The organism is Pseudomonas sp. R3-41, assembly GCF_054161485.1.
The window spans coordinates 2,662,370-2,689,052 of record NZ_CP096421.1; the positions used below are offsets into that span (position 1 = coordinate 2,662,370).

Below are 26,683 nucleotides of genomic sequence, written 5' to 3' on the forward strand. Positions count from 1 at the left end.
GCCTCGAAAATCTCAGGCTTGGAAAGCAACGGGTCTGATAAAACAAAACGCATTCTTTGATAGGTATTGAAATGAACATCCTTGGCCCGGACACTTTGTATTTTGGTGTTGACGATGTCGCGCTCTGCGAGCGCTTCCTACAGGATTACGGCCTTGAACCGGTGGGTGACGGACGCTTCGAGGCATTGGATGGAACTGGCGTAGTTATCAAGCATCGTGACGACCAGACCTTGCCTGCCTGGAGTTTGCCTACCGCAAATATGCTGCGCAAGACAGTGTATGGCGTAAAAGACGTCGCGGCTCTTGAGAACATCCAGAAGGAGTTTGAGGGAGAGCGCGAAGTCAAGGTTTTGGCTGATGGTTCGCTGGAGTTAGTGGACGATCTGGGCTTTTGTCTGGGCTTCCAACTCTCGATCAGAAAGGCCCATAAACTGGCCGCCGAGCGAATTAACGCGCCTGGAGATATCCATCGTCCTGCGAACCAGACCGGTGTAGATGTCGATAACTCAGAACGGGCTCCCAAGCCACGATCGCTTTCCCATGTTGTCTATTTTGTCCCCGATGCGGAGAAGGCGGAGCGCTTCTATGTCGATCGTCTGGGTTTCAAAGTCACAGATACGTTCGTCGGGATGGGTCCATTCCTACGTCCCGCCGGTACTTTCGATCACCACACCCTCTTCTTCATCCAGACTCCGCCACACCTGCAGGGGTGTGAACATTTCACGTTCCACATGGGCGGGCCTCAGGAAGTAATGCAAGCCGGCTACGCGTTTGCCGCTAAAGGCTACGAATCATATTGGGGGCCGGGACGTCATAAGTTTGGTTCTAACTGGTTCTGGTATTTCAACAGCCCGTTGGGCTGCCATATCGAATATGACGCTGATATGGATCAGCACAACGATGAGTGGTTGCCGCGAGTAGCCCCTGCCATTGTCGATAACTCCCAGGTGTTTTTGTTTCATTGGCGTGAGAAATGGGCGCCCGGCGGAGGTCCCGCTAAGTGAAGTGATTCTATGGCTATGGAGCGAATTTGTCATATAAACGATATTCCGCCAGGTACATCGCGGGGGTTCCGATATTCTCCATTTGGCCATGATGATTTCTTTTTGGTGAATCAGCGTGGTGCAATTTATGGATATCGGAACTCCTGTCCTCACTGGCCTGGCTCCACCTTGCCGTTAAAACGAGGGCAATATTTGAATGAAAGTGGCCGGCACATTTTATGTAGGGGGCATGGTGCGTTGTTTGAAGTTGAAACAGGTATTTGTATAAGTGGTCCCTGTCAGGGTGAAAGACTGACCGCTCTGTCTGTTGAGGTAGATGAGCATGGAAGTGTTTACGTAGTAATCGCCTAGGATAATCTAAAGTCTTTTCGTTGTATTTCAGCAATGATTGGAAAATGCAAATGTTTCCAGGCGACTCAATCTGTATTAAAAACAAAAACAACAAAGGATACTATCCATGAACAATGTCGGTGTTTTGCGAGTTGCTATCTGTTTGTCTGGCTCCTTGGTGGCGGCTAATGCTTCCGCGTTGGAGGGCGGGACATCCAGTTACCCGTCGGGTGTCGTTACGGTGATGAGTGGCGCTGTTGGTGCACCAGGAGAGACCCATGTATATAGCTATAACAAGTTGATCGACATCAATTCCATTCGCGACGGGCAGGGAGACAAGTCAGTTCCAAAGGCCGACGGAAAGATACACGCCCATGCTATTCGGGTGGTGCATACCCTGGAAGGGCCAACGTTCCTCGGTGGGAATGTTTCCCTGCAAGCTGCGCTGCCTTATGTCAAAGCGGACATCGATATTCCTGTACTCGGGCCGAATGGGCGTGACTCGGCAAGCGGTATGGGAGATCCAATGTTTGGTTTTCTCGTGAGCTGGACGTCAGCAAGCTACCTTCAGAATATTGACATTGAGCTGATCGAACCTTGGGGCAAATATGACAAAAATGCCCTGGTCAATCCGGGGAACAACACGAGGGCCTTGTATGCGGCTTACGCATTCACGTGGTTTCCAGTCGACAGAGTGGAACTGAGTTCAAAAATCAGTATGAACTACAGTTTTGAGAACAAGGACACCGATTACAAGTCTGGTGTTCAACTGGTTGCAGATTATGGATTGAATTATCGCCTGACGGAAACTTGGTTGGCCGGCATAGGAGGGTTCATCTCGACTCAACTGAACGACGATCAGTCCGGTGGACGTGATATCGGCAATCGCAGCCGCTCGACAAAGATTGGACCACAATTGGGGTACGGCACGCGTGACTGGGGTTTTGTCGCTGCTTACCAGAATGATATCTACGCTCGTAACACTTCGGGTGGCGATACCATTCTATTAAATGGGTTCATGAAGTTCTGAATACTCCTTATTAAAGCCTGGCCCTTAGCGGCCAGGTTTTTTTTGGTGCGCCCAGCATGGGCGCAATCTTGTGGGTGAAAGTCCCGCCGTAAGCTGACCACAGCGAATGAAGTGAAGCGCAACTGCATGAGGGCGACCGAGTGTGGGAGGAGGCGTGGAGCGAAGCCGTGAGCCGATGAACAAGAACCGGATATAAGGCGAAGCCGACCAGGGTGAGCGGGCCAAAAACCGCGAAACTCTTGTGGTCAAAGGGCGGTAGCGTAAATTCGGCGGTTGTGCGGGGAAGGATTGCGTTCTTACCTGGGGAGATCTCGCCTTATGCCTGAAAGGGCGACGGTACAAACCGGAGCGAGAAGTCAGCAGAGGCCGTAGTAGTCTTTTTTTTTGACGAAGGGCCGAACGAGAGAAAGCGTTATAGGCCATGTTGATGCGAAAGACCGGAAGTCAGATGCCTGCCAAACGCGGGGCGGATGGAGATAACGAGCGGTGAAGCCGTGAGAAATCCCGTCAGCGACGAGGTCAATCGCCCGCAAAATGAACCCGATAACGCAGGGCAATGGCTGCTGGAGCGGGCCTTTGCGAGAGCAAACCTGAAACGGGCGTGGAAACGGGTCAGGGCCAACAAAGGGGCTGCTGGGGTCGATGGTCTGGACATTGAGCAGACTGCCGAACATTTGCAGAGCCGATGGCCTGCGATCTGTGAACAGCTTCTTTTAGGCGTCTACCGGCCCAGTCCGGTACGGCGCGTGGTCATTCCCAAGCCTGACGGCGGCGAGCGCGAGTTGGGCATTCCAACGGTCACCGACCGGATGATCCAACAAGCATTGCTGCAAGTCTTGCAGCCACTGCTCGATCCAACTTTCAGTGAACACAGCTACGGCTTTCGCCCAGGGCGCAGTGCGCAGGACGCCGTTTTGGCGGCTCAGCGCCATGTGTCTTCAGGGCGCAAGGTGGTAGTGGATGTTGATCTGGAGAAGTTCTTCGATCGGGTCGACCAGACATTTTGATTGATCGTTTACGCAAGCGAATTGCGGATCGGGCGGCTATCCGGCTGATTCGGGCGTATCTGGATGCGGGAACGCAGATCAATGGAGTCGTCGAGAAAAGCCGCAGCGGGGCGCCGCAAGGCGGTCCGCTGTCGCCGTTGTTGGCGAATGTGCTGCTGGACGAAGTGGATCGGGAGCTTGAGCGTCGAGGCCATAGCTTCGTGCGCTATGCCGATGATGCGAATGTGTACGTTCGCAGCAAGAAGGCTGGGCAGCGAGTGATGATCCTGCTGAAGCGTCTGTATGAAAAGCTGCACTTGAGCGTCAAGAGAACAAGAGTGCGGTGGCGAGTGCATTTGGCCGCAAGTTTCTTGGGTACGCCTTCTGGGCTTCTCCCCAAGGCGTCAAAAGATCGGTGTCGGTCAAGGCGCGCAAGCAGTTCAAGCAGCGAATACGCGTGCTCACCCGTCGCTCAGGAGGACGCAGCATGGGGCAGGTTGTAGAGAATCTACGTCCTTATCTCTTGGGCTGGAAAGCTTACTTTGGGTAATCGCAAACACCGAAGGTCTGGCGAGAGCTGGACGAATGGATACGACACCGACTGCGAGCGATCCAGCTTAAGCAATGGAGGCGTGGACCGACGATCTATCGCGAACTGCGGGCTCAGGGGGTCAGTGCTCAAACCGCACGGAAAGTGGCGGCTAACTCATGTAGTTGGTGGCGTAACAGCCGCTTTGAGCTTAATCGAGCGCTGGATATGGCATGGTTCGACAGGCTGGGTCTGGTGCGACTCTCATAACCTCAATCTCTCGAACCGCCCGGTGCGGACCCGCATGCCGGGTGGTGTGGCAGGGGAGCGGCCTGTGAAGGCCGCCCCCTATGCCGATTAAATTTTCTCTCTTCGACAGGACTGTGGTACGTCGATTTCGAGCAATGCAGGCGTATTAAATTTCGGCTCTTGATTCCTTGAGCGCACGGGGCGGTGTGGCGGCCATTACAGCCTTTCGGACCCTGCACCAGGCCCCGAGGCAGCGCTATTGGATCTTGATAGGTGCCGGCTAAGTCGATGTCGCTGATGCTCGTGCGGCATGCATTGATCGAGTGGGTGACAGTGTTTTGAGGAGCTAAGGCACTGGACTGGTTTTTAAAGTTCGGCCAACGGCTCTCTATTTCTAAGAAGGCAATCCGAGCATTCGCACGGGGAAGGCTCGGTGGTTTGCGAGGGGCTTGCCTGAAGACCGGATAGGTAAAGTGTCGGAGTCCGCTATCGACAGGTTTTTGGTTTATGGTTCAGCAATCGGGAGCTGAGCAGGGAAGATGGAATGTCGCGATTGCCTGTGTGCGTTATCGCAGGGGTCGGCTGCTATCCTTGGCTGCCGAGCCCAACTGTTGCTTTTTCAGGACCCTGAGGCGTCAAAGTCCCCCAAGCGCGACGTACTTGATTTCAAGGTAGTCGTCGACGCCGTACTTGGAGCCTTCGCGGCCAAGGCCCGAGCTCTTCACGCCACCAAAGGGTGCGACTTCCGTCGAAATCAGCCCCTCGTTGACCCCGACCATCCCAAACTCAAGGCTTTCAACGACGCGGAAGATTATTCCAACATCGCGTGCATAGAGGTAGGCGGCCAGGCCAAAGGGCGTATCGTTGGCCATGCTGATCGCCTCTTCCTCGGTTTCGAAGCGGAACAGCGGGGCTACCGGACCGAATGTTTCGTCACTGAAAATCAGCGCATCGCGAGGTACGCTGGTAAGGACGGTAGGCTCGAAATAGCTTCCACCCAGCGCATGCCGTTTTCCGCCGGTTGCAACCCGGGCGCCTTTCTCCAAGGCATCAGCGATGTGTTCCTCTACTTTCTGAACGGCAGCTTCATTAATAAGGGGGCCCTGCACCACGCCTTTGTCCATGCCATTACCGACCGTGAGGGCGGCGGCAGCCTCGGCGAGTTTCTTCGCGAACGTGTCGTAGATGCCGGCCTGAACGAGTATTCGGTTGGCTGCAACGCAAGCCTGGCCGGCGTTGCGGTACTTGGCTGCCAGCGCTCCTATGACCGCTGCATCGACATCGGCATCGTCGAAGATGATGAAGGGAGCGTTACCTCCCAGTTCCATGCTGGTCTTCTTAATGGTGGGGGCGCATTGCGCGAGCAGTTGCGCACCTACTTCCGTGGAGCCGGTGAACGAAAGTTTGCGCACTGCCGGATTGGCGGTGAGCTCGCCGCCAATCGCCCGCGCCGAGCCGGTCACTACATTGCAAACACCTGCTGGCAGTCCGGCGCGCTCGGCAAGAACGGCGAGGGCCAGGGCCGAGAGGGGCGTTTGGCTTGCAGGCTTGATGACGCCTGCGCAGCCGACTGCCCAACCCGGGCCGGCCTTGCGGGTGATCATCGCCGAGGGGAAGTTCCAGGGTGTGATGGCAGCGAAGACACCGATGGGTGCTTTCTGCACGAGTATCTGGCGGCCCTCCACGTTGTGCGGAATGATGTCGCCGTAGACCCGCTTTGCTTCTTCGGCAAACCACTCGATAAAGCCTGCGGCATAGAGGATTTCTCCGCGGGACTCCACCAGCGGCTTGCCTTGTTCGGCGGTCATGATCGTCGCCAGGTCGTCGAGGTTCTCCAGCATCAGGTCGTACAGCTTGCGCAGCACCCGGGAGCGCTCCTTCGGCAGCGTCTTGCGCCAGCCTCGCATGGCGCGCTCGGCCGCCTCGACTGCGCGGCGAGTCTCGAGCTCACCGCCATTGGGTACGCGTGCCACCAGCTCGCCGGTAGCGGGATTCCTGACTTCGATAGTTTGACCGTTATCGGCCTGTACCCACTGGCCGTCGATCAGCATCGCCTGGCGAAGCAGGCTGGGGTCATTCAGATGCAGCATGGTTGTTCCATTCATGGCGAGACCTCAGATGGAGTGGCGGCCGACGAAGAAGGCTTCGTCCGGATCACGGGTGGGGTTGAGGCCCGCGGCTTCGAGGCCCTTGCGCAGAACCGCCATGTCGCGCTGGTAAACCCGTTGCGTAGGGTGCGGCATCGGACCGCCGTTATAGCCCTGGAGCCAGCCCTGGTACTTCCACATCATGCGGTTGAGGAGGCCGTTGGCGGCCATCGGCAGGCTCGCGAAGGCCTTGCGCGCAGGGTCCATCTTGTACCAGAGTTGGGTCGCTTCGTCGTAATTCCCGGCACGGATCAGCTTATGGATCTGCGGGAGGAGGGGGCCATAGTAAGCGGAGTAGTTGGTACCGCAGAAAGGGATGTCCATGACTTGCGCCAAGGGGACGTATTCGTATTCCAGCGGTGAGGAAATGACCACTTCCTCGTGGAACTCGCGATGTACTTCGATGGCGGACATGATGTAGGGAAGACCGCCTTCGGCCTTGATTGCCACCACGTTCGGGATCTCATCCACCATCCGGCGCAGGACCTGCAGCGGAATGTCAGCAGGATGCAAACGGCTGAAGCCCCAGGCTGGCAACGGGAAGATGATCACCCCCAGATTGGTGGCGTCGCAGATCGCCTTCGTGTAATCGAACACCTCCTCGTAATCCTTCGGGTAGAAGTACGGCGGGTAGCCGAGCAGTACAATATCTGCGCCGGCATCTTCCGCGCGCTTGACGGCTTCGATGTTGTCTTCCAGGGTGTTGAACACAGCATGATGAACGATCACCATGCGCCCCGCGGCCTGGTCCGCCATGATCCGGCAGAACTCGATGTACTGCTCCTGAGTAATGGCGACCTCGGAGCAGGAGAGTGAGCCGACGAAGCCGTGCTGGATCGCCAGCTCGACATCGTGACGGACAGCTTTTTCATTGAGGCGCTTGAAATCCGAGGTCATCGTGGGAATGGTCACGTTGGCCACGCCGAGGAGGTGTTCGCGAGCCCACTCTCGGGCATCTTTCTTGTTGTAATTAGCCATCCACAAGTTTCCTTTTTGTTTGTTCTGTCTGGGTAAAGGGGCATTCAACGCTTGGTTTCAAATTTGATCGGCAGAGGGGTGGCCAAGCCTGCTGCGAGTGCTTTGGCCAGTATGAGTTCTGCTACGACGATGTCTTGAAGGCCACCGCCCACAGACTTGAACATCGGGGCGCGGGCCTTTGCGAGTGCCTCATCGCAGGCTCCGCTCATCAGGTCGGCAAGACTGAAAGCCTTATGGTGAAACTCAATGCCAGCAGCGCTCGCGGCCAGCATGTCTCCGGTTTCTTCCAACACTTCTTCCAGGGTGTCGCAGATGATCAGGTCACTGCGCTCGACCACAGAAATGTCAATTTCGCGCTGTTCGGGAATGGTTGAGCCGATCGAGACAACCGTCGCCCCTGGCTTGAGCCAGTCGCCAAACAGAATGGGGCGTTCGTCGCGCGAGCGAGCAGCAGTTAATACGATGTCTGCACCTTCCACCGCCTCCTGAGCGGTGGCAACGCCTTTCGCAGGTATGCCGAGATCACTCGTGACCGCCGCTGCGAAAGCATCTCGTCGTGTCTGAGTTGGGCTGAATACAGTCACGTCCGTGAGCTGGCGCACGCTCGCGAAAGCACGGATGTGCATCGATGCTTCCAGACCGCTTCCCAACACAGCAAGGCGAGCGGGGGCTTTTGGCGCAAGTCGATCAAGCGCTGATGCTGATGTGGAGGCAGTTCGGAAACCCGTGACTAGATTCCCGTCGATGAATGCGGCAATTCGATTGGTAATGCGATCGAACAAAACGATCACATATTCGATCCCTGGCGTAGCGGATCCCATGTCGGAACCCATTAACTTGGCGCCGTAGTACCGGCTTTTCGGGGGAATGGCGGGAAGCGTGCGCAGCCAGGTTTTATCAGCACTGGCAACCGTCCTTGGTGGCGTAGCTTTTGCCGGAGTCGGATGGCTATACGCTTGTTGGAGCGCAGCGATGGCGTCTTCCCAGCGGAAAACTTTCCGGGCGGCGTCACTTGACACGAAAACAGGCGCTTGGGTGTCGTTACTCATTCAAACTCCGAAAATTATAAATGGAAGAGGACGTGATGAGTGCTGATGGGGCGCGCAGCACGGGCCGATACTCGAATGACCCGGAAGCTGGTCGTCGACAGATGGGGGAAGCCCACCACCTGCATTTTCAAATTTTTGATGTTTCTTCATTTTGTTGAAACGGTACGGCTCGTATCGTAATCTAGGGTCGCTAACCACCTCTGTCAAGTAAACTTGTCTACCAGACATATTGCATAGATTTTTAAATGTGATATTTCTAAACGGGACGTTTAGTATCTTTTGGCGTGGCGTGACCACTGAAGTTTGTGCGCAATGGATTTTGCTCGAGACGGGTGTGGTGGCATTCCAGTGACCAACGTGTCGTGTAACGGTGCGAGATCGCTTGCCAGGTAACAACAATGTCAAACCCCACGTGCTCAATTGGAGCGGGCTTTTAGCTCCCATCACATTGAGCTAGTAACCACGCTGTACGGTTTCCGATGCCATGGATCCGGACAGATACCACCCGCCAGAGAAGCGGAGAGGAGACAACAATGACAGCAGTTAAACGGGTTCTGGTGGTAGGCAGCGGTATCGGCGGCGCCACCGCGGCCTATGCAATGCGCAAGGCTGGGCTTGATGTGCACTGTATTGACATCAAGCCAGAAACATCTATGGCCGGTTCCGGTATTTGTCTGCTCAACAACACCATGCGAGCGCTCGAGACGCTGGGTTTAGGGAAGGCCTGTCTAGAAGTAGGAATGCCATTCGCATTGTTTCGCGAGTTCGACTCGTCGGGACAGTTGCTGCGAAGTCATCCCGCGCCGCCTAGTTGTGGCATCCGCAGAGCTGCGCTCGCATGCATCCTCGAGTCCGCGGCAACAGAGGCAGGAGCTGTCCTGGAAAAAAACCTTTCCATCACCGATCTTTCGGATACCGGTCATGGTGTTGAGGTAACTTTTTCCGACGGACGAGTGGCCTCGTATGATGTAGTGGTGGCGGCTGATGGCGTTTATTCAAAACTTCGCCAGAAGTTTTTTGGTGAGGAGTTTGGGACCAAGTTTGCCGGCCAGAGCGTTTGGCGATTCAATGCACGCCTCCCTACTGAGGTAGATGGCTTCTGTCTCTTCAGAGCACCATCAGGCAAGACACTGGGGATTTTTCCGACGTCACCTGAAACCTGCTACATGTTCTATTTGGAGAACAGTGCAAACCCACTTCGGATCCCTGAAGGTGAGGCTCACCTAATTATCCGTGAACGTCTAGCCGAATTTGACGCGCCGATCGTGAGGAAAGCTCTTGATGAGATTACCGGTCCGTCGCAGGTAATCTTTCGCCCTCTAGACATCACGCTTGTACCAGAGCCCTGGCACCGAGGTCGGGTTGTGTTGCTCGGCGACGCGGCACACGCTCCTACTCCACACATGACCTCCGGCGGTGGCATGGCCATTGAGGATGCTTTGGTTTTAGCTGATTGCCTCGGCGGCACGGAATCCGTTGAAGAAGCTCTGAGTGATTACAGTAAGCGACGCTTTACACGGGTAAAAACCATTTACGACGCCTCTCTTCAGTTGTGTTTGAACGAACAAGAAGATGCGCTTGCAAACAAGGACAAATCCGCAGCGCTGCTGATGCAGACCTATCAATACCTTGCGCAACCAATCTAAAACCGAGCATTCGAGGTAGCCAGGAATATGACCTGCCTATCAATCATCGTTATGTTGGGAACTGTAAAGGGGATATTTCCATGAAAACAATTCTGAAAGAATCGATTATTGCAGGCCTGGTAGGTGGTGCTGTTTCAGCAGTGATAGCTTTCTTTGTGAGCCAGAACTTACCGCTTCCTCTTTCCCCTTTCGATAACTCGATGGGTAATGGCTTTAGCGGTTTTTTTAGCGGCTTGATGAGCGGGTTTGTTGGGGTTTACCTGGTACTTCGTAAAGGCGTTGATTTAGCTGTCAAGTCGTCGTCCTGATCGGCTCGCCGCTAACAGATTTTTTTTGTTGGCGGCTTTCTTGCCCCACTCGTTCTGCAGTACTGCTGCGAGCAAAGCTCGCAGCGGGTGCGCTTGACGCCTTCCTTGCTACAGCGCTGGCGCCGATTGCCGCTCGGCATTCACCCGGCCCCAACGAAGGGGAGGGGGCGGTGCTACCATCTGCAGCGCCGCAAGGTGTTGTCGACCCATTCAACGTATGTCTGGTATGACCGACTCGCCGACTGCTCCAATGAACATCAATGGGTTCTTCTGGTAGCGCACCCAAACAGGCACTGCTGGACGCCGTGCAATTCATCGACACACGCGAACCAAGCTCTTGACCATGGCGCGTAGCGAGCGCTGGAAATACTTAGCCTATGGCGGCTACCACGCGCAGTTGTTCGATTTGAACATGACCGGCAGGAAGCTGCATGAACTGGGACAACTGGTGTATGCCGATGTGTGCGAGGCGCATCGGGGATATCTGTTCGAATGGCTGCAGGATTGAAGCGGCGCACCACTATCAGCCACACCGAGATGGATCTGCGTGGCCAACGGTTTCGGTATGGTGAGCCGGATGCTGAGATGGTGGCGCAGGCCGGAGTCTGGTGACCCTGCTTACAAACCGCGGTGCCCCTGCACGCTCACCGGCACATCACCCTTGAGCGTCACCCGGCGCACGATGCGTTCCTGGGTGCCGTAGTCATCGGGAGCGGGCTTGCTGGCGAAGGCGTCCTCCAGATTTGTGAAAGGCTTTAGCAAGTTCTGCGCCAAGGGCTCGAAAGCTTGCCTGGGGCCGGGTTTTACGTGGTGAGGAAGTGGTCGGTGTTGCGGAGGAAACAATGCGATGGCGGCGGCTGCTAGAACAGCTGCAGTCGCCGCGCAACGCTACTGGTAGGCCAGCATTTGAGAGGCAGGTATTTGCGCACCAAGGCCTGAAGGCCTTTGAAAACGGGACTTTCAGCTTTTGGCGCGGGCACTGCAATAGCTCCGGTAAACAGTCTCGCAGGGGCCATGAATCCGCTCGTGATGCGACGTCAGCTTATATTTACAGCTTTGTTCTTTTGAGACACAGTCGAAATTTGTGTAACAGCGGTTCGGTATACCCGTTTGGTTGCACACAGCCTTCGAATACCAATGCGCAGGCCGCTTGAAAGGCAATGGACTGCTCGAAGTCCGGTGCCATGGGTTTGTAGCGCGGATCACCTGCGTTCTGCTCATCGACGACCCAAGCCATGCGCTGCAATATTTCAAGGGTCTGATTCTGCGTGATGATTCCGTGTCGTAGCCAGTTCGCCATGTGCTGACTGGAAATGCGCAACGTCGCGCGATCTTCCATCAACCCCACGTTATGGATGTCGGGCACCTTCGAGCAGCCGATGCCTTGTTCGACCCAACGCACCACATAGCCCAGCAAGCCTTGCGCGTTGTTTTCGACTTCCTGACGAATTTCATCGGCTGTCCATGTCGGTGCGGTCACGACCGGCACGCTGAGCAAGCCGTCCAGCAGTGTCGGGCTGACGCTACTGAAGTCTGTCGTCTCAAGGGACTCTTGCACCGAGCGTACGTTGACCTGGTGGTAATGTAGCGCGTGCAGGGTAGCGGCGGTCGGCGAGGGCACCCAAGCTGTGTTGGCGCCGGCCTTGGGATGAGCGACTTTCTGCTGGAGCATGTCGGCCATTCGATCCGGCATGGCCCACATGCCTTTACCGATCTGCGCCCGCCCGCGCAATCCGCAGTCCAGGCCGACGAGCACATTGCTCTGCTCATAGGCCTCGATCCACGCGGTGCTTTTCATGTCACCCTTGCGCAGCATGGGGCCTGCTTCCATCGCGGTGTGCATCTCGTCGCCGGTGCGATCGAGGAAGCCAGTGTTGACGAACGCAACCCGTGAGGACGCCGCCGCGATGCACGCCTTGAGGTTGACGCTGGTGCGCCGCTCCTCGTCCATGATGCCCATTTTCAGGGTTTGAGGTTCGAGTTGCAGCAGGTCTTCGATGCGGCTGAACAACTGCTCGGCGAAGGCCACTTCGGCGGGGCCGTGCATCTTCGGTTTGACGATATAGATGCTGCCGGCGCGGGAGTTGCCCCGGCGTTGCAGGTCATGCAGGGCAATCAGGGTGGTGATGACGCCGTCGAGAATGCCTTCCGGAATTTCCAGCCCGCCCTTGTCGAGAATCGCCGGGCTGGTCATAAGGTGCCCGACGTTGCGGACGAACAGCAGCGAACGCCCGTGGAGCGTCAGTGAGCTGCCATCAGCGGCGGTGTATTCGCGGTCAGGGTTCAATCGTCGAGTGATGTTTTCACCGTTTTTTTCCAGGTCTTCCTTGAGGTCGCCCTTCATCAAGCCCAGCCAGTTGCGGTACACCTGCACCTTGTCGTCGGCGTCGACGGCGGCCACCGAATCTTCGCAATCGATGATGGTCGACAGCGCGGCCTCGATCAGAAGGTCCTTGACGCCGGCAGCGTCGGCCTGGCCGATGACGCTCTGCCGATCGATCTGGATCTCCACGTGCAGGTCGTTATCTTTCAGAAGAATGGCCGTGGGATCAGCGAGTGAACCCTGATAACCGATGTACTGCGCGGCGTTCGATAAACCGGTTTGGCTGCCGTCATTCAAAGTGGCTTGCAGTGTGCCGTTGTCGATTCGGTAACGCGCCACCTCGGCATGGGAACCGCTGCTCAAGGGGAATGCCTGATCCAGGAAGCCGCGGGCAAACGCGATGACTTTCGCCCCACGCACGGGATTGTAAGTCCGGCCCGGTTCGGCGCCGCCGTCATTGGAAATTACATCGGTGCCGTAGAGCGCGTCGTACAGCGAGCCCCAGCGCGCATTCGCGGCATTCAGCGCATAACGCGCGTTGACGGCCGGGACAACCAGTTGCGGTCCAGCCTGTACACTGATTTCTATATCGACGTTGGCGGTGCTGACCTTGACGTCTGCGGGTTGCGGTTGCAGGTAACCAATACCGCTCAGAAAGTTGCGATAAGCCGACACATCTGTCACCGGTCCCGGATGGGCGCGGTGCCAGGTGTCCAGTTCGGTTTGCAGGTGATCACGCTCAGCCAGCAGCGCGCGGTTGATAGGTGCCAGTTCATGCACCAGTGCGGCGAAACCACTCCAGAACGCTTGAGAGTCCAGGCCGGTTCCCGGCAGCACGTCCAGATCAACGAAACGTTGCAAGACAGGCGCGACCGTGAGGCCTTGGCAGTTCACGAAATCGGTCACTTTTTGCATCTCCATCACGCAGTGTTATCGAGCGCTAAATCGCGCCCGGCTCAATTCAGTTCAGGCATTGCGCCCCGGCCTTGGCCACCTGCGCATCCTGCTCGGCTTTGACACCGGACACCCCGACCGCGCCGATCACCTGGCCCTCGACGATGATCGGCACGCCGCCCTCAAGGGACGTCAGTAATGGCGCGGACAAAAAGGAATGGCGCCCGCCATTGACCATCTCTTCATAGCCTTTGGATTCGCGTCGACCCAGAGCCGAAGTGCGGGCCTTTTCGGTGGCGATGTAGGCGCCAATCGGAGCGCAACCGTCGAGGCGTTCGAGAGCCAGGGGATGGCCGCCGTCATCGACAATCACGATGGTCACGGCCCATTGGTTGTTCTGCGCTTCGGTGCGTGCCGCCGCGAGGATTTGGCTGACTTCGGTCTGGCTCAGTACGGCTTTGCTTTTCATGGGGATTCTCCAGTACTCGGTTAGGGCAAGGCGGCTTCGACCAGTTCGATCCAGTGCCGGACAGGGGTTCGGCCCGCACCGTCAAGGTGGGACTGACAGCCGATATTGGCCGTGACAATGACTTCGGGATGTCCGCTTTCCAGCGCATTGAGCTTGTTGTCGCGCAGTTGCCGGGACAGTTCGGGTTGGGTCAGCGAATAGGTGCCCGCCGAGCCGCAGCACAGGTGGCTGTCGGGAACGGCGGTAAGGTTGAAGCCCAGACTCGTCAGAATCGCTTCGACGGCGCCACCCAATTTTTGGGCGTGCTGCAAGGTGCAGGGGCAATGGAACGCCAGACGCTGGTCGCTGTGAATACCGAGCTTTTCCAGCGGCTCGTCGCGCAGCACTTCAACCAGGTCCCTGGCCAGGGCACTGATTTTTTTTGCCTTGTCGGCATACGCCGGATCGCTGCTGAGCAGGTGACCATATTCTTTAATAAACGCCCCACAACCGCTGGCGGTTTGCACAATCGCCTCGGCACCGTTTTCAATGCTCGGCCACCATGCGTCGATGTTGCGGCGGGCGCGATCCAGGCCGGCGGCCTGAGCGTCGAGATGATAATCCACTGCGCCGCAGCAGCCGGCTTCGCGGGTCGGTGTGACGCTGATCCCAAGTCGATCGAGGACTCGGGCAGCCACTGCGTTGGTATTCGGTGACAGGCTCGGCTGTACGCAGCCTTCGAGCATCAGCACGTGCCGGGTATGGCGGGTGGTCGGGCGTGGCTTTGCCGGATGCACGTTGCGCGGCAATTTCACTTGCAAGGTGTTGGGCAGCAAGGCGCGGAAAACCTGGCCACTGCCGACCAGCCCTTTGAACAATCCCGGATTGGGTACAACGGCACGTAACCCCTCGCGCAACATTCGCTGGCCGAGTGATCGCGGCACCGCCGCATCGACCACCGCACGGCCGATGTCCAGCAAGTTGTGGTAGTCGACGCCGGAGGGGCAGGTGGTTTCGCAATTGCGGCACGACAGGCAGCGATCCAGGTGCTGCTGGGTCTTGTGACCTCGTTGCCTTCCAGCACTTGCTTGATCAGGTAGATACGGCCTCTCGGGCCATCCAGTTCATCACCCAGCAGTTGATAGGTCGGGCAGGTGGCATTGCAGAAACCGCAGTGCACGCAACTGCGCAGAATGCGCTCGGCTTCTTCGGCGCGGGGCAGTTGGCGGGCTTGTTCGCTCAAGGTGGTCTGCATAGGTCAAAGCTCCGCGTACAGGCGCCCAGGGTTGAAGATGCCCCGGGGATCGAGTTGTTGCTTCAGGTTCCGGTGGTAGCGCATCAATGCGTCAGGCAACGGTTGGAATGGGCTGTCGATCAGGTTCGGGGTGTAGCAGGTCGCATGCCCGCCGACGTTCTCCACGACCGAGCGAATGAAGCTCGCTTCGGCCGCGGATTTGAGCCAGCGCTGGGCGCCGCCCCAATCGATCAGTTGAACCCCCGGCAGGGGCAGCCGAGGCGTGTCCTGGGGCAGGGAGAGGCGCCAAAGCGGAAGATCCTCATCGAAGAAGCTCAAGCGATGTTCGTTGAGATCATCCCAATAGGAAGCGTCCAGCAACTCGCCGCCCAAACGGTCATGCGCCGCCGTCACCGAGCCTTCGCCACCCTCAAGCCGCAGATGCAGGCGTTGTCCGTCGTGACACGCGGCACTGATCGGCAGCGGCTGCTGACCCCATTCCGCGAGACGCAGCAACGCGCGATCGCTGTCCATCTCCAGGCTGATACTCAAGGTCTGTCGCGGTTTTGGCAGCACCTTGAGGGACACTTCGGTCACCACGCCAAGCGAGCCGTAGCTGCCGGCCACCAAGCGCGACAGATCGTAGCCCGCGACGTTTTTCATGACTTCGCCACCGAAACGTAAATGCTTGCCATGCCCGGTGATGAGCCGTGTCCCGAGAACGAAGTCGCGAACGGATCCGGACCAGGGGCGCCGAGGTCCCGAGAGCCCGCTGGCGATCGTGCCGCCCACCGTCGCATGGTCACCGAAGGACGGCGGTTCGCACGACAACATCTGCTGCGCCGCGTCCAATACTTCAGCCAGTTCTGCCAGCGGGGGGCCGCAACGGGCGGTGATCACCAGTTCGGTCGGGTCGTAGCTGACGATGCCTCGATGGTTGCGCGTGTCAAGCACTTCACCCCCCACGATGCGCCCAAGAAATGCCTTGCTATTGGAGCCTTGAATGCGCAATGGCGTGGCATTTTGCAGCGCCTGGTTGACCTGTTCCAGCAGCGCTGCGCTGTCGTCGAAATCCTGTTCGCTGCCCATCAGAAACGCTCCAGGTCGGGGAAGGGCAACTGACCCATATGAACGTGCATGGCGCCAAACTCGGCGCAGCGATGCAGCGTCGGAATGTTCTTGCCGGGGTTGAGCAGCCCGCTCGGATCGAACGCGGCTTTGACGGCATGGAACACGGTCAGCTCATCGCTGTTGAACTGCGCGCACATCTGGTTGATTTTCTCGCGGCCGACACCGTGCTCACCGGTGATACTGCCGCCAACCTTCACGCATAATTCGAGAATCTTGCCGCCCAGGGCTTCGGCGCGATCGAGCTCGCCCGGTTGATTGGCATCGAACAGGATCAGCGGATGCATGTTGCCGTCGCCGGCGTGGAAAACGTTGGCGACCCGCAGGCCATACTCGGCCGATAACGCCGCAATGGCGCGCAGCACACCGGGCAGCTCCCGGCGCGGGATCGTCCCGTCCATGCAGTAGTAGTCAGGTGAGAGGCGGCCCACTGCCGGAAACGCATTCTTGCGTCCGGCCCAGAAACGCACGCGCTCGGCCTCGTCGCGAGCCTGGCGTACTTCGGTGGCGCCGGCCTGTTCCAATACCTGGCGCACGCGGTTGCAGTCGTCGTGGACGTCGGCCTCCACGCCGTCGAGTTCACACAACAGAATGGCTTCGGCGTCCACTGGGTAGCCGGCATGGATGAAATCTTCGGCGGCGCGAATGGCCAGGTTGTCCATCATTTCCAGGCCGCCCGGGATGATGCCGGCGGCAATGATGTCACCCACGGCGCGACCGGCCTTTTCAACGGAATCGAAGGCCGCCAGCAGCACTTTGGCCGTTTGCGGTATAGGCAACAGCTTGACCGTGACCTCGGTAATCACCCCGAGCATGCCTTCGGAACCGGTGAACAATGCCAGCAGATCGAACCCGGGCGAGTCGAGGGCCTGGGAACCCAGCGTCAGGTGTTCGCCGTCGACGGTGAGGATGTCGACCTTGAGCAGGTTGTGCACGGTCAGTCCGTACTTGAGGCAATGCACGCCACCGGCGTTTTCCGCGACATTGCCGCCGATTGAGCAGGCGATCTGCGAGGAAGGGTCCGGCGCGTAGTACAAGCCGAACGGCGCGGCCGCCTGGGAAATCGCCAGGTTACGCACGCCAGGTTGAACCCGCGCGGTACGGGCGGCGGGGTCGATGTGCAGGATGTTGTTGAAACGCGCCATCACCAGCAACACGCCTTTTTCCAATGGCAAGGCGCCGCCAGACAAACCGGTCCCGGCACCGCGAGCGACTACCGACACTTGCCTTTCATGACAGAGGCGAAGCACGCCCTGAACCTGGTCAATGGTTCTGGGCAACACGACCAGCATGGGTGTCGTGCGATACGCAGAGAGTCCGTCGCATTCGTATGGTTTGAGTTTTTCTTGCTGATGCAGGACTTCCAGATCTGGCCATTGCGTGTGCAGGGCCTGCAGCAGGGCATTTTTGTCGACGTCAGGCAGGACCCCGTCAACGCGTTCGTCGTAGAGAATGTTCATGGATGCATGACACTCGCTGTTTTTATAAGAGGTCTATTTACGTATGCAACTGTCTTGCATCATTGGGCCGAGGCGATCTACTGTCTATGTATTGTTGGTGTGGTCGAACCAGTTTTTTTATGGTGTTTTTGTTTGGCTACGAAAAAAAAGCAGACTAAACAACGATATAAAAATAATGTTAATGACATTTGGTCAGACTGGTTGAGCTGGTCATACCAGTTGGGGGGTTCTATGGACGGCGCAGGTGCCACCCGTAATTTACAAGTAGCCGATGTGGTCTGTGAACGTATTGAGCGTCTGATCGTGGACGGCGTGCTCAAAACTGGACAGCTGTTGCCATCGGAGCGTCGTCTGACGGAAAAGCTAGGCGTTTCCCGCACGGCACTTCGCGAGGGGCTGAAGCTTCTGCGCGCTCGCGGGATTATCGAGACGGAGCAGGGTAAGGGATCATTTGTCGCCAAGTTTTCGGGGCATGATGCTGCATCACCGTTGATGCACTTGTTTAGTTCACAGCCTCGCACACTCTACGATTTGTTCGAGGTCCGCAGCTTGCTTGAAGGAGAGTCCGCTCGCCTGGCGGCCCTGCGCGGCACGGACGCTGATTTTGTCCTTATCACCCGCAGCTACGAAGCCTTGGTCGATGCCCACTCTCGCTCTTTGGAAGCATCCGAACACGCTCGGCTCGATCATGCCTCCCATCTCGCAATCTGCGAGGCTTCGCACAATCCAGTGCTGGTGCAAACCTTGCGTTCGCTGACGGATTTGCTGCTCAATACGGTCTTCGCGTCGGTCAATAATCTCTATCACCGAGAACCGCAAAAGCGTCAAATCGATCGTCATCACGCACGGCTCTACAACGCCGTGATCGGCCGGATGCCAGAGCAGGCACGAAAAGCGGCCATCGCACATATCCAGAGCATCTGCGAAAACCTCAAGGAAATTGAAAGCGAAGAACAACGTTTGATTCGGGCCACATTGCGACTTGAGGGGTGGGCGTAATGCAGCACCTGGATCATTTGTCCTTGCACTTGTTCATTCTGGTCTGTGAAGAAGGCACCATTGCACGCGCCAGCGAACGGGCATTCATTGCGCCTTCGGCGGTCAGTAAACGTATTTCCGACATTGAGGCGCGCTTCGGTACACCACTGCTTAAGCGTAGCAAGCGTGGGGTCGAGCCGACGCCGGCGGGGCTGGCTTTGCTGCGACATGCACGTTCACTCACCCGAGCGATGGAACGGCTCGACAGCGAGCTTAGCGAATACGCTGAGGGTGCCCGAGGACATGTTCGAGTATTGGCGAACGTGTCGTCGATCATGGAGTTTTTGCCGGAAGAACTGTCCGATTTCATGTTGAGCAACCCGACAGTTCAAGTCGACATCGAAGAGCGTTTCAGCCCGGATGTGGTGCGCGGGGTGGCTGAGGGCAATGCCGATCTGGGCATTTTTCGGCGCTCGATGGCCGTGGGCGATCTTGAGTTTCAGCCTTATCGTCAGGACCATCTCGCCGTTGTCGTAAGTGCAAGCCATCCCTTGGCTGATCGCACCAGTATTGCGTTTGAAGAGACCCTCGCCTTTGATCACTTGGGGTTGTCCGCATTCGCCACGTTCAATACCTTCATGCGTGAAGAAGCGCAAAAACAGGGCCTAGATCTGCGGTTCCGCTCCTACGTGTCGTCATTCGATGCCGCGTTCCGGCTGGTGCAGTTCGGGCTGGGACTGGCGGTTTTCCCGCTGGAAGCCGTAGCGCGCTACAGACAACTGTTCGATTTGCGAATCATCCCCCTGACAGACGATTGGGCGCTGGGCGAGTTTGTGATCTGTGTACGTGATAGGGATGCACTGTCGCTGTCGGCACGGCGGTTGCTGGATCACCTCCTTTTACGCGCTCCACTGCTTCAATCCCGGCCCTGATCGCATCCATCGCGGTTAACGATGGATCAGCCCGTAAATGACGTCTTTTCGCTAAGTCTATGGCTCACTAATCTGAAATCACGCTTCAGTCTGTGAGATTTTTCCATGAAAACAATAACAATCAACGAAGTCGGTATGCGTGATGGTTTGCAAAGCCTTCAAGCCATTATGTCGACGTCTGCCAAACGACAATGGATTGATGCCGCCTATGCCGCTGGCGTGCGTTACATGGAGGTTGCGTCTTTCGTGCCCGCCAAACTGTTGCCGCAGATGGCCGATGCCAAAGAAGTCGTAGCCCATGCCTTAAGTTTTCCGGGTCTGGTTGTCACAGTCTTGGCGCCTAACCTGAGGGGCTGTCGCGATGCGCTAGAGTCTGGTGCTCACCGTATCATTGCACCTGTATCCGTCAGCGCAGCCCATAGCCTGGCTAATGTGCGTCGCACTCCGTTGGAAATGGTCGAAGAGTTGGGGCGGATGTGCCAACTGCGCTCTGAACTGGGCTTGCACAACGTTCAAGTGATTGCCGGTATGTCGGTGGCCTTCGGTTGCACTCGCCAGGGTGATGTGCCATTGAGTGACCTCTGCGAGTTAACCGGGCATGTGCTTGAAGCCGGTTGCGATCTGGTTTCCTTGGGCGATACCACGGGCTACGCGAACCCTGGCCAAGTGGCGATTACCTTGCAAGCCGTTCGCGCCATTGCCGGTGACAGGCTCAGGGCTGCGCATTTCCACGACACCCGTGGTCTGGCCCTGGCCAATAGCCTGGTCGCCGTTCAGCAAGGTATTACCGAGCTCGATTCATCATTGGCCGGGCTCGGCGGTTGCCCGTTCGCACCTGGCGCATCCGGGAATACTGTCACTGAAGACTTGGTGTTCATGCTGGAGAGCATGGGCTACGAGACGGGCATCGACCTGGCCGCCCTGATCGCCTCGCGGGATGTTCTTCGCGATGCGTTGCCGCACGAAACCCTCTACGGATGCATCGCCCGCGCCGGCCTGCCACTCAATTACGCGTCAGCTGCCAGTCGCACCTGAACCTGTCCGATCGAGGAGAATAATAATGTCCAGACTTCCATTGGACGGCATTCGTGTCGTCGAAATTTCTCACATGGTGATGGGGCCGACCTGTGGAATGATCTTGGGTGACCTTGGGGCCGAGGTGATCAAAATTGAACCGACCCGCGGCGATGGTACACGCCGTCTACTGGGCGCCGGTGCCGGTTTTTTCCGCACGTTCAACCGCAATAAGCAGTGTATCGCCATCGACGTCAATACTCCGCAAGGGCGAGACGCGGTGTTGGAGTTGATCGACACCGCTGACGTATTCATCGAGAACTTCAAACCCGGCCGCATGCAGGAGCTTGGCTTTGGTTACGCAGCTATTCGTGAGCGTAACCCGCGCATCATCTACGCTTCGCACAAAGGCTTCCTCAACGGCCCGTATGACAATCGCCTGGCCTTGGATGAAGTTGTGCAAATGATGGCAGGCCTGGCCTATATGACCGGCCCGGTAGGCAGACCCTTGCGTGCAGGTAGTTCGGTAAATGACATCATGGGCGGCATGTTCGGTGCCATCGGCGTGCTTGCTGCGCTCAACGATCGTAATGTCACTGGCGTCGGTCGTGAGGTGCAAAGCGCGCTTTACGAAAATTGCGTATTGCTCGCTGCTCAGCATATGCAGCAGTACGCTGTGACCGGACAGGCCGCTGCGCCTATGCCAAACCGTATCAGTGCATGGGCCATTTACGACGTATTCGAGTTCGCCAATGGGGAGCAGATGTTCGTCGCCGCCACTGGTGAAGGTCAGTGGAACGCTTTGTGTCAGTTGCTTGGCCAGACTGCATTGCTAGACGACCAGACCCTGGCTACCAACAATGATCGCGTGCTGCAGCGGCCACGCCTGCTGGCTCACTTGGCTGAAATTTTTGCCACCATGGACGCTCAAGCGCTGGCCCTGGAGCTTGAGGCCAACAGCATTCCGTTTGCACCGATTCGACGTCCCGAGGAGCTGTTCGAGGATCCTCATCTGCTGAAAAGCGGTGGGCTGGCGAATTTGGAACTTGAAGACGGATCATTCACCGCCATGCCATTGCTGCCGTTGTCCCTGGATGGCGAACGTCTGCAACCCCGTCGATCGATTCCACGCATCGGCGAGCACACCCACAAAGTCATGCGCGAACTGGGCTACAGCGACGAACACATTGCCGAGCTGTGTGCCGCCGGTGTTCTGAAAGCTGATGCTCAGGCCTGAGGAGGAGCTGCCATGGCTATCTATCAATACGACATGCTTATCCCCGCCATCCACGCCGAAACCTTCGTCGCGGAAGACGCCACCGTCATCGGCAACGTCACGCTAGAGCAGGGCGTCAGTATCTGGCCCCAGGCTGTTCTGCGTGGTGACAACGAATCGATTCGCATCGGTCAGCACAGCAATGTGCAGGAAGGCGCGGTGCTGCATGCCGACCCGGGATTTGCGTTGACGGTGGGCGAGGGCGTCACCATCGGCCACCAGGCCATGTTGCATGGCTGCACCATCGGCGATGGTGTGCTGATCGGGATTCAGGCGGTTGTCCTCAATGGTGCGGTCATCGGCAAGAACTGCCTGGTTGGCGCCGGTGCGATTGTCACCGAAGGCAAGGTGTTCCCGGACAACTCCCTGATTTTAGGCGCACCGGCCAAGGTCGTGCGAGAGCTGACACCTGAAGCGATCGTCGGCATGCACCGAAATGCCGAGGACTATGTCGCCAAGGGTCAGGTTTACAGGGACAAATTGATTCGTATCAGCTAAAAACCCGTTGAGTAACGTCCCTGATGGGCGTTGCCTCTCTCCAATAATTACAACAATGGAGAAACATCATGGTTGCCATGACTGGCGATATCGCGCTTGCGCGCAGCGATAAAACAATCAACGAACTGCTGCTCTATCGGCGCGTGGCCTGGCGCATTATGCCGCTGGCCATTATCTGCTTTCTGTTTTCCTATTTTGACCGGATCAACATCAGCTTCGCCAAGACCCAGATGCAGCAAGAGTTGGGTTTGACGGACGCGGCGTATGGCCTGGCCGCGAGCATGTTTTTCTTCGGCTACGTGCTGTTCGAAGTCCCCAGCAGTCTGGGTCTCAAGCGCTATGGCGCGCCTGCCTGGATCTGCCGGATCATGATCTCCTGGGGGCTGGCGACGGCGGCGTTGATGTTTGCCTACACGCAGTACACCCTGTACTTCCTGCGTTTTCTGATCGGCGTCATGGAAGCCGGTTTTGGGCCGGCGATCCTGTTCTACCTGGCGTGCTGGTTTCCCAGGAAGCACCTGGCGAAGATGAATGGCCTCTGGTTCCTCGCGGTACCTCTGGCGGGGGCAGTCGGCGGGCCGGCGGCGGGAATCCTGTTGGGCACGATGGATGGCGTATTCGGCCTTGCTGGCTGGCACTGGTTGTTCCTGATGTCCGGATTGCCCTGTGTGGTACTCGGTCTGCTGGTGCTGTGGAAACTGGACCGGGACATCGAATCGGCCAAATGGTTAAGCCGCGGCGAAAAGGACCTGCTGGCGGCCAATCTGGTGCATGACAAAATCAACCAGAAGCCGGTACTGGGGTCCTTGTGGCGTGTTTTGCTGACCCGGGAAGTCGCAATCATGGCGTTCATCTACTTCGTGATCAAGACCGCTTCCTATGGCCTCAACTTCTGGATGCCACACCTGATCAAATCCTCCGGCGTGCAGAGTCTGCTCTGGGTCGGGATGCTGTCGGCGCTGCCCTACATCGTGGCGTGCATCGGCATGATATGGCTGACTCGGCGCTCCGACCGTACTGGTGAACGTAAAACCTATCTTGTGCTGTGTCTGATGGCGGCAGCCGTCGGTTACCTGTTGGCCTGTCTGTTCTCAGACTCCTCCTGGGCCATGATGGCAGCGCTGGTATTGGCAACCGCTGGCACCTTCATCGCTATTCCGATCTTCTGGACAATACCTCAATCGACCTTCTCGGGGCTGGCGATTGCTACCGGCACGGCGGCGATCAACTCCATCGGTCAACTGAGCGGCATGGTTGCACCGGTGATGGTTGGCAAGATCAACGATGTAACCGGAAGCACCTACATGGGCATGCTCTCTATCGCACCGCTGATTTTGATCGCCTGTTTCATCGTAATGCGCTACGTCAAGAATCCAAAACCCTGACCGTTCGGTTCGGCTCGTAGCTGTCCATTCCTGACAACAACAACAATAAGACAGGCAGAAACATGACTGTATTGACCACCCAGCGGGCATCGCTGATGCTCGCGACGCTTTGCTGCGCCTCTCATTCGGCGGTTTACGCAGGTTTTATCGACGATGGAAAAGGCAGTTTGGAATTGCGTAACTTTTACTTTGATCGTGACTTCCATGGTAATTCCGCAACCCAATCCCGACGCGACGAATGGGCGCAAGGTTTCATGTTGAAGTTGCAATCCGGTTTTACACCGGGCCCGGTGGGATTTGGCCTGGATGCAGTGGGCATGTTAGGGGTCAAACTCGACTCCAGCCCGGATCGCTCCGGCACCGGTTTATTGCCACGAGGCGCGGATAAGCGGGCCTTTGATGAATACTCAAAGGCTGTCGGCACATTCAAGGCCAAGTTGTCCGAGACAGAAGTCCGCGTGGGTGGCCTGAGTCCACAGCTTCCGCTGTTGGCGTCGAACTACAGTCGGTTGTTCCCGCAGTGGTTCAACGGCGCCCAGTTGGTGAGCAAGGATCTGGACAAATTTACCTTCACGCTCCTGGAGGTCGACTCCACACAGTTACGTGACTCTACTGATTTCGAAGACCTGACGGCGATGGCACAGCAGGGTGCTTACTCGACAACCGTCACCAGCGATCAATTGTATTACGCAGGTGTTGACTATCAGCCGCTGAAGAGTCTGACGTTGAGCTTGCACACCAGCCAGCTTGAAGACCTATTTCAACGTAATTTCGCCGGATTTAAATACAAGACCGGGGTGGGTCCGGGTGAAGCGTTCACTGAGTGGCGTTACTTCTCCGCCAAGGAACAAGGCAGAGACCTGCTTGGCAAGGTCGATAACCGAACCTTGAGCACCAACTTCGGTTATTCCATCCAGGGACATACCTTCAGTGGTGGTTACCAGAAAGCAAGCGGAAATACCGCTTACGCCTATGTGGGTGGTACTGACACCTACCTGTTCAGCGAGCAACAGATCAGTACATTTGCATTGGCAAATGAACGCGCCTGGATGCTGCGCTATGACTACGATTTTGCCGCATTAGGCATACCCGGACTGACCTTCAACGTGCGTTACGTAAAGGGCGATCAGGTAGACCCGGCGAACATCAGCAGCGCCAAGGCCAGAGCCATGTGGGCCTCGGGCGAGGAGGGTGAAGAATGGGAGCGAACGACCGACCTCAGCTACGTCATCCAATCAGGCACTTTCAAGAACCTGTCGCTGCGTTGGCGTAACGCAACCATGCGCTCGAACTTCGCAGATGCGGCTGATGAGAACCGCGTCATCGTCGGCTACACCTTCGTGTTCTAGCCAAAAGGCGAGGATTCTCATGACGCTTCTTGGTTTGCAACTGATCCATGGTGACTTCCTCCCACGCAGTGTGCGGGGGGCTTGTGCACCGCCTGCGGGCAAGTGAATTAAGCGTTTCACCCCTCATTCAGCAATTGCAGGAGCTTGAACCGGATCGACCTGTATGAAAATCCAATGGGTCTGACGGGCTTTGAATTCATCGAATTCGGGCATGCGGTTCATGACCGCGCCGCCGGAAACCTACTATGAGAGGTGAGAGGTCCTGATTTTACACACCCAATTTTTTAGTCCCTGCCAGTTCTCACTTGAACGTGATCCCGAAACCGGTGCCAACGGTCGCGTTGAGCATGGGCTTGTTGACACGCCAAATCGCAGTAGCTAGATTGCATGCATTGCTGTACACATTGTATTCCTGAGCGGGCAGAAAGACCCTTCCGATGCAGTGAAGTGACCAGGAGGATCAGTGATTTTTGCCCGTCGTCAGCAGCCTTATCACGGTCACAACTTTTGACCATCGGGTTTGGCCGATCAGTTTGGGCTGAGCTACCGCTGTTTCGAAATGGCAGGTTTGGAGCCCTTACACTCCCACGGTCGGATGGACAGCTGTATGGAAATCGTCGAACTGATGAGCTTCAGCTTGCTGTGTACTCAGGACCCCGCTTAACCGAGCGCCCTAAGACATGAACGACTACATCCCATACAGCAAGCAGGAGTTGATGATGAACAGATTTGAAAACAAAGTTGCGATCGTGACTGGCGCCGCAGGCGGCATCGGCTCGGCCATCGCTGCGCGCTTGGCGAGCGAGGGCGCAACGGTAGTAGTCAGTGACGTCAATCTGGAAGTGGCGCAGGTAGTGGTCGAGGAGATCAAAGCGAGGGGCGGTAAGGCGGTTGCGATAGCTGCGGACATTGGCTCCGGCGACGGATGCCGCGGTCTGGTAGAGGCGGTAGTGGGACAATTGGAGCGTATCGATGTTTTGGTCAACAACGCGGGGATCAATCGCCGTGGGAACCTATTGGCGTTGAGCGAGGACGACTGGCATGCCAGCTTCGCAATTAACCTTGATTCCATGTTCCATCTCTGCCGAGCAGTCCTCCCGATCATGATCGAAAATGGGGCCGGCGCCATTGTCAACACTGCATCGCAGTGGGGGCTGTACCCAGCACCAGGACACATTGCCTACAACGTAACAAAGGCAGCCGTAGCTTCGTTCACGCAGAACTTGGCCCGGGATTATGCGCCGCAGAATATTCGGGTCAACGCCGTATGCCCTGGCGAAATCCACACGCCAATGCTTGAAGCTGGCGTGCTCCGCTCCGGCCGGACCATCGCTGATCTGGACAAGATGGTGCCGTTCGGGCGTATCGGTAAGCCAGAGGAAGTGGCAGCGCTGGTGGCCTTCCTTGCCTCGGACGAGGCAGCGTTCATGTGCGGTTCGCTCGTCGAAATCACTGGGGCGCAGGCAGTAGCGTAAGAAGGAGGCCTATCGCGGGGCTGCAAGAGCGCC

The 26,683-nt window shown here is 57.1% G+C and carries 20 protein-coding genes and 4 pseudogenes; 15 read left to right on the top strand and 9 right to left on the bottom strand.

What is annotated here, in order from left to right; genetic code table 11:
- Window positions 1-71 precede the first annotated feature (71 nt).
- The 4 genes and pseudogenes from M1D99_RS12090 (at window position 72) to ltrA (ending at window position 4,149) form a co-directional block, all read left to right on the top strand.
- Window positions 72-1,004, top strand: coding sequence for a VOC family protein (locus M1D99_RS12090; protein ID WP_458131899.1), 933 nt, complete (start codon window positions 72-74; stop codon window positions 1,002-1,004).
- A 15-nt stretch (window positions 1,005-1,019) separates the two neighbouring features.
- Window positions 1,020-1,355 carry a Rieske (2Fe-2S) protein gene (locus M1D99_RS12095; RefSeq protein WP_458132133.1) on the top strand — a complete coding sequence of 112 codons (336 nt, stop codon included), beginning with the start codon at window positions 1,020-1,022 and terminating at the stop codon, window positions 1,353-1,355.
- Window positions 1,356-1,461: 106 nt separating this feature from the next.
- Window positions 1,462-2,364: a SphA family protein gene (locus tag M1D99_RS12100; RefSeq protein WP_458131900.1), complete on the top strand. Its 903-nt coding sequence runs from the start codon at window positions 1,462-1,464 to the stop codon at window positions 2,362-2,364.
- Window positions 2,365-2,834: 470 nt separating this feature from the next.
- A pseudogene (gene ltrA / locus M1D99_RS12105) lies at window positions 2,835-4,149 on the top strand (group II intron reverse transcriptase/maturase).
- Between the two features lie 614 nt (window positions 4,150-4,763).
- Here the strand turns inward: ltrA and M1D99_RS12110 are convergent.
- From M1D99_RS12110 to M1D99_RS12120, 3 genes are read right to left on the bottom strand one after another with little or no spacing between them, the layout of a single operon-like run.
- The gene (locus M1D99_RS12110; RefSeq protein WP_458132134.1) at window positions 4,764-6,215 is read right to left on the bottom strand and encodes an NAD-dependent succinate-semialdehyde dehydrogenase; all 1,452 of its coding nucleotides are present in this window, start codon (window positions 6,213-6,215) and stop codon (window positions 4,764-4,766) included.
- 27 nt (window positions 6,216-6,242) lie between these two features.
- Window positions 6,243-7,253, bottom strand: coding sequence for a dihydrodipicolinate synthase family protein (locus M1D99_RS12115; protein WP_458131901.1), 1,011 nt, complete (start codon window positions 7,251-7,253; stop codon window positions 6,243-6,245).
- Between the two features lie 44 nt (window positions 7,254-7,297).
- Window positions 7,298-8,302 carry an ornithine cyclodeaminase family protein gene (locus tag M1D99_RS12120; RefSeq protein WP_458131902.1) on the bottom strand — a complete coding sequence of 335 codons (1,005 nt, stop codon included), beginning with the start codon at window positions 8,300-8,302 and terminating at the stop codon, window positions 7,298-7,300.
- A 533-nt stretch (window positions 8,303-8,835) separates the two neighbouring features.
- Here M1D99_RS12120 and M1D99_RS12125 point away from each other — a divergent pair.
- From M1D99_RS12125 to M1D99_RS12135, 3 genes and pseudogenes are all read left to right on the top strand, one after another.
- A complete protein-coding gene (locus tag M1D99_RS12125; RefSeq protein ID WP_458131903.1) occupies window positions 8,836-9,948 on the top strand; it encodes an FAD-dependent monooxygenase in 1,113 nt (370 codons plus the stop codon).
- Between the two features lie 80 nt (window positions 9,949-10,028).
- Window positions 10,029-10,256 (top strand): hypothetical protein, encoded by a 228-nt coding sequence (locus M1D99_RS12130; RefSeq protein WP_458131904.1) that lies wholly within the window; start codon window positions 10,029-10,031, stop codon window positions 10,254-10,256.
- A 337-nt stretch (window positions 10,257-10,593) separates the two neighbouring features.
- A pseudogene (locus M1D99_RS12135) lies at window positions 10,594-10,868 on the top strand (phosphonate monoester hydrolase); the annotation flags it as partial.
- Between the two features lie 6 nt (window positions 10,869-10,874).
- On the opposite strand, the pseudogene M1D99_RS12140 reads toward M1D99_RS12135, so the two are convergent.
- The 6 genes and pseudogenes from M1D99_RS12140 to glcD form a co-directional block, all read right to left on the bottom strand.
- Window positions 10,875-10,970 (bottom strand): annotated as a pseudogene (locus M1D99_RS12140) (TauD/TfdA family dioxygenase); the annotation flags it as partial.
- 334 nt (window positions 10,971-11,304) lie between these two features.
- Window positions 11,305-13,485 (bottom strand): malate synthase G, encoded by a 2,181-nt coding sequence (locus M1D99_RS12145; protein ID WP_458131905.1) that lies wholly within the window; start codon window positions 13,483-13,485, stop codon window positions 11,305-11,307.
- Between the two features lie 55 nt (window positions 13,486-13,540).
- On the bottom strand, window positions 13,541-13,942 hold the full coding sequence (locus tag M1D99_RS12150) for a heme-binding protein (RefSeq protein WP_458131906.1): 402 nt from the start codon (window positions 13,940-13,942) through the stop codon (window positions 13,541-13,543).
- A gap of 20 nt (window positions 13,943-13,962) precedes the next feature.
- Window positions 13,963-15,176, bottom strand: a pseudogene (gene glcF, locus M1D99_RS12155) (glycolate oxidase subunit GlcF).
- Between the two features lie 3 nt (window positions 15,177-15,179).
- Window positions 15,180-16,244: a glycolate oxidase subunit GlcE gene (gene glcE / locus M1D99_RS12160; protein WP_458131907.1), complete on the bottom strand. Its 1,065-nt coding sequence runs from the start codon at window positions 16,242-16,244 to the stop codon at window positions 15,180-15,182.
- Complete coding sequence (gene glcD / locus M1D99_RS12165; RefSeq protein ID WP_458131908.1) at window positions 16,244-17,743, bottom strand: glycolate oxidase subunit GlcD; 1,500 nt, start codon at window positions 17,741-17,743, stop codon at window positions 16,244-16,246. Before glcD ends, glcE begins: the two co-directional genes overlap by 1 nt.
- Before the next feature lie 231 nt (window positions 17,744-17,974).
- On the opposite strand from glcD, the gene glcC reads away from it, so the two are divergent.
- The 8 genes from glcC (at window position 17,975) to M1D99_RS12205 (ending at window position 26,650) form a co-directional block, all read left to right on the top strand.
- Window positions 17,975-18,742 (top strand): transcriptional regulator GlcC, encoded by a 768-nt coding sequence (gene glcC / locus M1D99_RS12170; protein ID WP_458131909.1) that lies wholly within the window; start codon window positions 17,975-17,977, stop codon window positions 18,740-18,742.
- The gene (locus M1D99_RS12175) at window positions 18,742-19,653 is read left to right on the top strand and encodes a LysR family transcriptional regulator (RefSeq protein ID WP_458131910.1); all 912 of its coding nucleotides are present in this window, start codon (window positions 18,742-18,744) and stop codon (window positions 19,651-19,653) included. Before glcC ends, M1D99_RS12175 begins: the two co-directional genes overlap by 1 nt.
- A 105-nt stretch (window positions 19,654-19,758) precedes the next feature.
- Window positions 19,759-20,688, top strand: a complete 930-nt coding sequence (locus tag M1D99_RS12180) for a hydroxymethylglutaryl-CoA lyase (RefSeq protein WP_458131911.1) — start codon at window positions 19,759-19,761, stop codon at window positions 20,686-20,688.
- A 25-nt stretch (window positions 20,689-20,713) separates the two neighbouring features.
- On the top strand, window positions 20,714-21,904 hold the full coding sequence (locus tag M1D99_RS12185; RefSeq protein ID WP_458131912.1) for a CaiB/BaiF CoA transferase family protein: 1,191 nt from the start codon (window positions 20,714-20,716) through the stop codon (window positions 21,902-21,904).
- A gap of 12 nt (window positions 21,905-21,916) precedes the next feature.
- Entirely contained in the window at window positions 21,917-22,441 is a 525-nt protein-coding gene (locus tag M1D99_RS12190) for a gamma carbonic anhydrase family protein (RefSeq protein ID WP_458131913.1), read from the top strand.
- A 68-nt stretch (window positions 22,442-22,509) separates the two neighbouring features.
- A complete protein-coding gene (locus M1D99_RS12195; protein ID WP_458131914.1) occupies window positions 22,510-23,826 on the top strand; it encodes an MFS transporter in 1,317 nt (438 codons plus the stop codon).
- Window positions 23,827-23,888: 62 nt separating this feature from the next.
- Window positions 23,889-25,175 (top strand): OprD family porin, encoded by a 1,287-nt coding sequence (locus M1D99_RS12200; protein ID WP_458131915.1) that lies wholly within the window; start codon window positions 23,889-23,891, stop codon window positions 25,173-25,175.
- A gap of 680 nt (window positions 25,176-25,855) precedes the next feature.
- On the top strand, window positions 25,856-26,650 hold the full coding sequence (locus M1D99_RS12205; protein ID WP_458131916.1) for an SDR family NAD(P)-dependent oxidoreductase: 795 nt from the start codon (window positions 25,856-25,858) through the stop codon (window positions 26,648-26,650).
- Window positions 26,651-26,683 lie beyond the last annotated feature (33 nt).

Coding starts and splice junctions, on each gene's coding strand:
- M1D99_RS12090 (WP_458131899.1), top strand. CDS start 72: ATGAACATCCTTGGCCCGGACACTTTGTATTTTGGTGTTGACGATGTC.
- M1D99_RS12095 (WP_458132133.1), top strand. CDS start 1,020: ATGGAGCGAATTTGTCATATAAACGATATTCCGCCAGGTACATCGCGG.
- M1D99_RS12100 (WP_458131900.1), top strand. CDS start 1,462: ATGAACAATGTCGGTGTTTTGCGAGTTGCTATCTGTTTGTCTGGCTCC.
- M1D99_RS12115 (WP_458131901.1), bottom strand. CDS start 7,253: ATGGCTAATTACAACAAGAAAGATGCCCGAGAGTGGGCTCGCGAACAC.
- M1D99_RS12120 (WP_458131902.1), bottom strand. CDS start 8,302: ATGAGTAACGACACCCAAGCGCCTGTTTTCGTGTCAAGTGACGCCGCC.
- M1D99_RS12125 (WP_458131903.1), top strand. CDS start 8,836: ATGACAGCAGTTAAACGGGTTCTGGTGGTAGGCAGCGGTATCGGCGGC.
- M1D99_RS12130 (WP_458131904.1), top strand. CDS start 10,029: ATGAAAACAATTCTGAAAGAATCGATTATTGCAGGCCTGGTAGGTGGT.
- M1D99_RS12150 (WP_458131906.1), bottom strand. CDS start 13,942: ATGAAAAGCAAAGCCGTACTGAGCCAGACCGAAGTCAGCCAAATCCTC.
- glcE (WP_458131907.1), bottom strand. CDS start 16,244: ATGGGCAGCGAACAGGATTTCGACGACAGCGCAGCGCTGCTGGAACAG.
- glcD (WP_458131908.1), bottom strand. CDS start 17,743: ATGAACATTCTCTACGACGAACGCGTTGACGGGGTCCTGCCTGACGTC.
- glcC (WP_458131909.1), top strand. CDS start 17,975: ATGGACGGCGCAGGTGCCACCCGTAATTTACAAGTAGCCGATGTGGTC.
- M1D99_RS12175 (WP_458131910.1), top strand. CDS start 18,742: ATGCAGCACCTGGATCATTTGTCCTTGCACTTGTTCATTCTGGTCTGT.
- M1D99_RS12180 (WP_458131911.1), top strand. CDS start 19,759: ATGAAAACAATAACAATCAACGAAGTCGGTATGCGTGATGGTTTGCAA.
- M1D99_RS12185 (WP_458131912.1), top strand. CDS start 20,714: ATGTCCAGACTTCCATTGGACGGCATTCGTGTCGTCGAAATTTCTCAC.
- M1D99_RS12190 (WP_458131913.1), top strand. CDS start 21,917: ATGGCTATCTATCAATACGACATGCTTATCCCCGCCATCCACGCCGAA.
- M1D99_RS12195 (WP_458131914.1), top strand. CDS start 22,510: ATGGTTGCCATGACTGGCGATATCGCGCTTGCGCGCAGCGATAAAACA.
- M1D99_RS12200 (WP_458131915.1), top strand. CDS start 23,889: ATGACTGTATTGACCACCCAGCGGGCATCGCTGATGCTCGCGACGCTT.
- M1D99_RS12205 (WP_458131916.1), top strand. CDS start 25,856: ATGAACGACTACATCCCATACAGCAAGCAGGAGTTGATGATGAACAGA.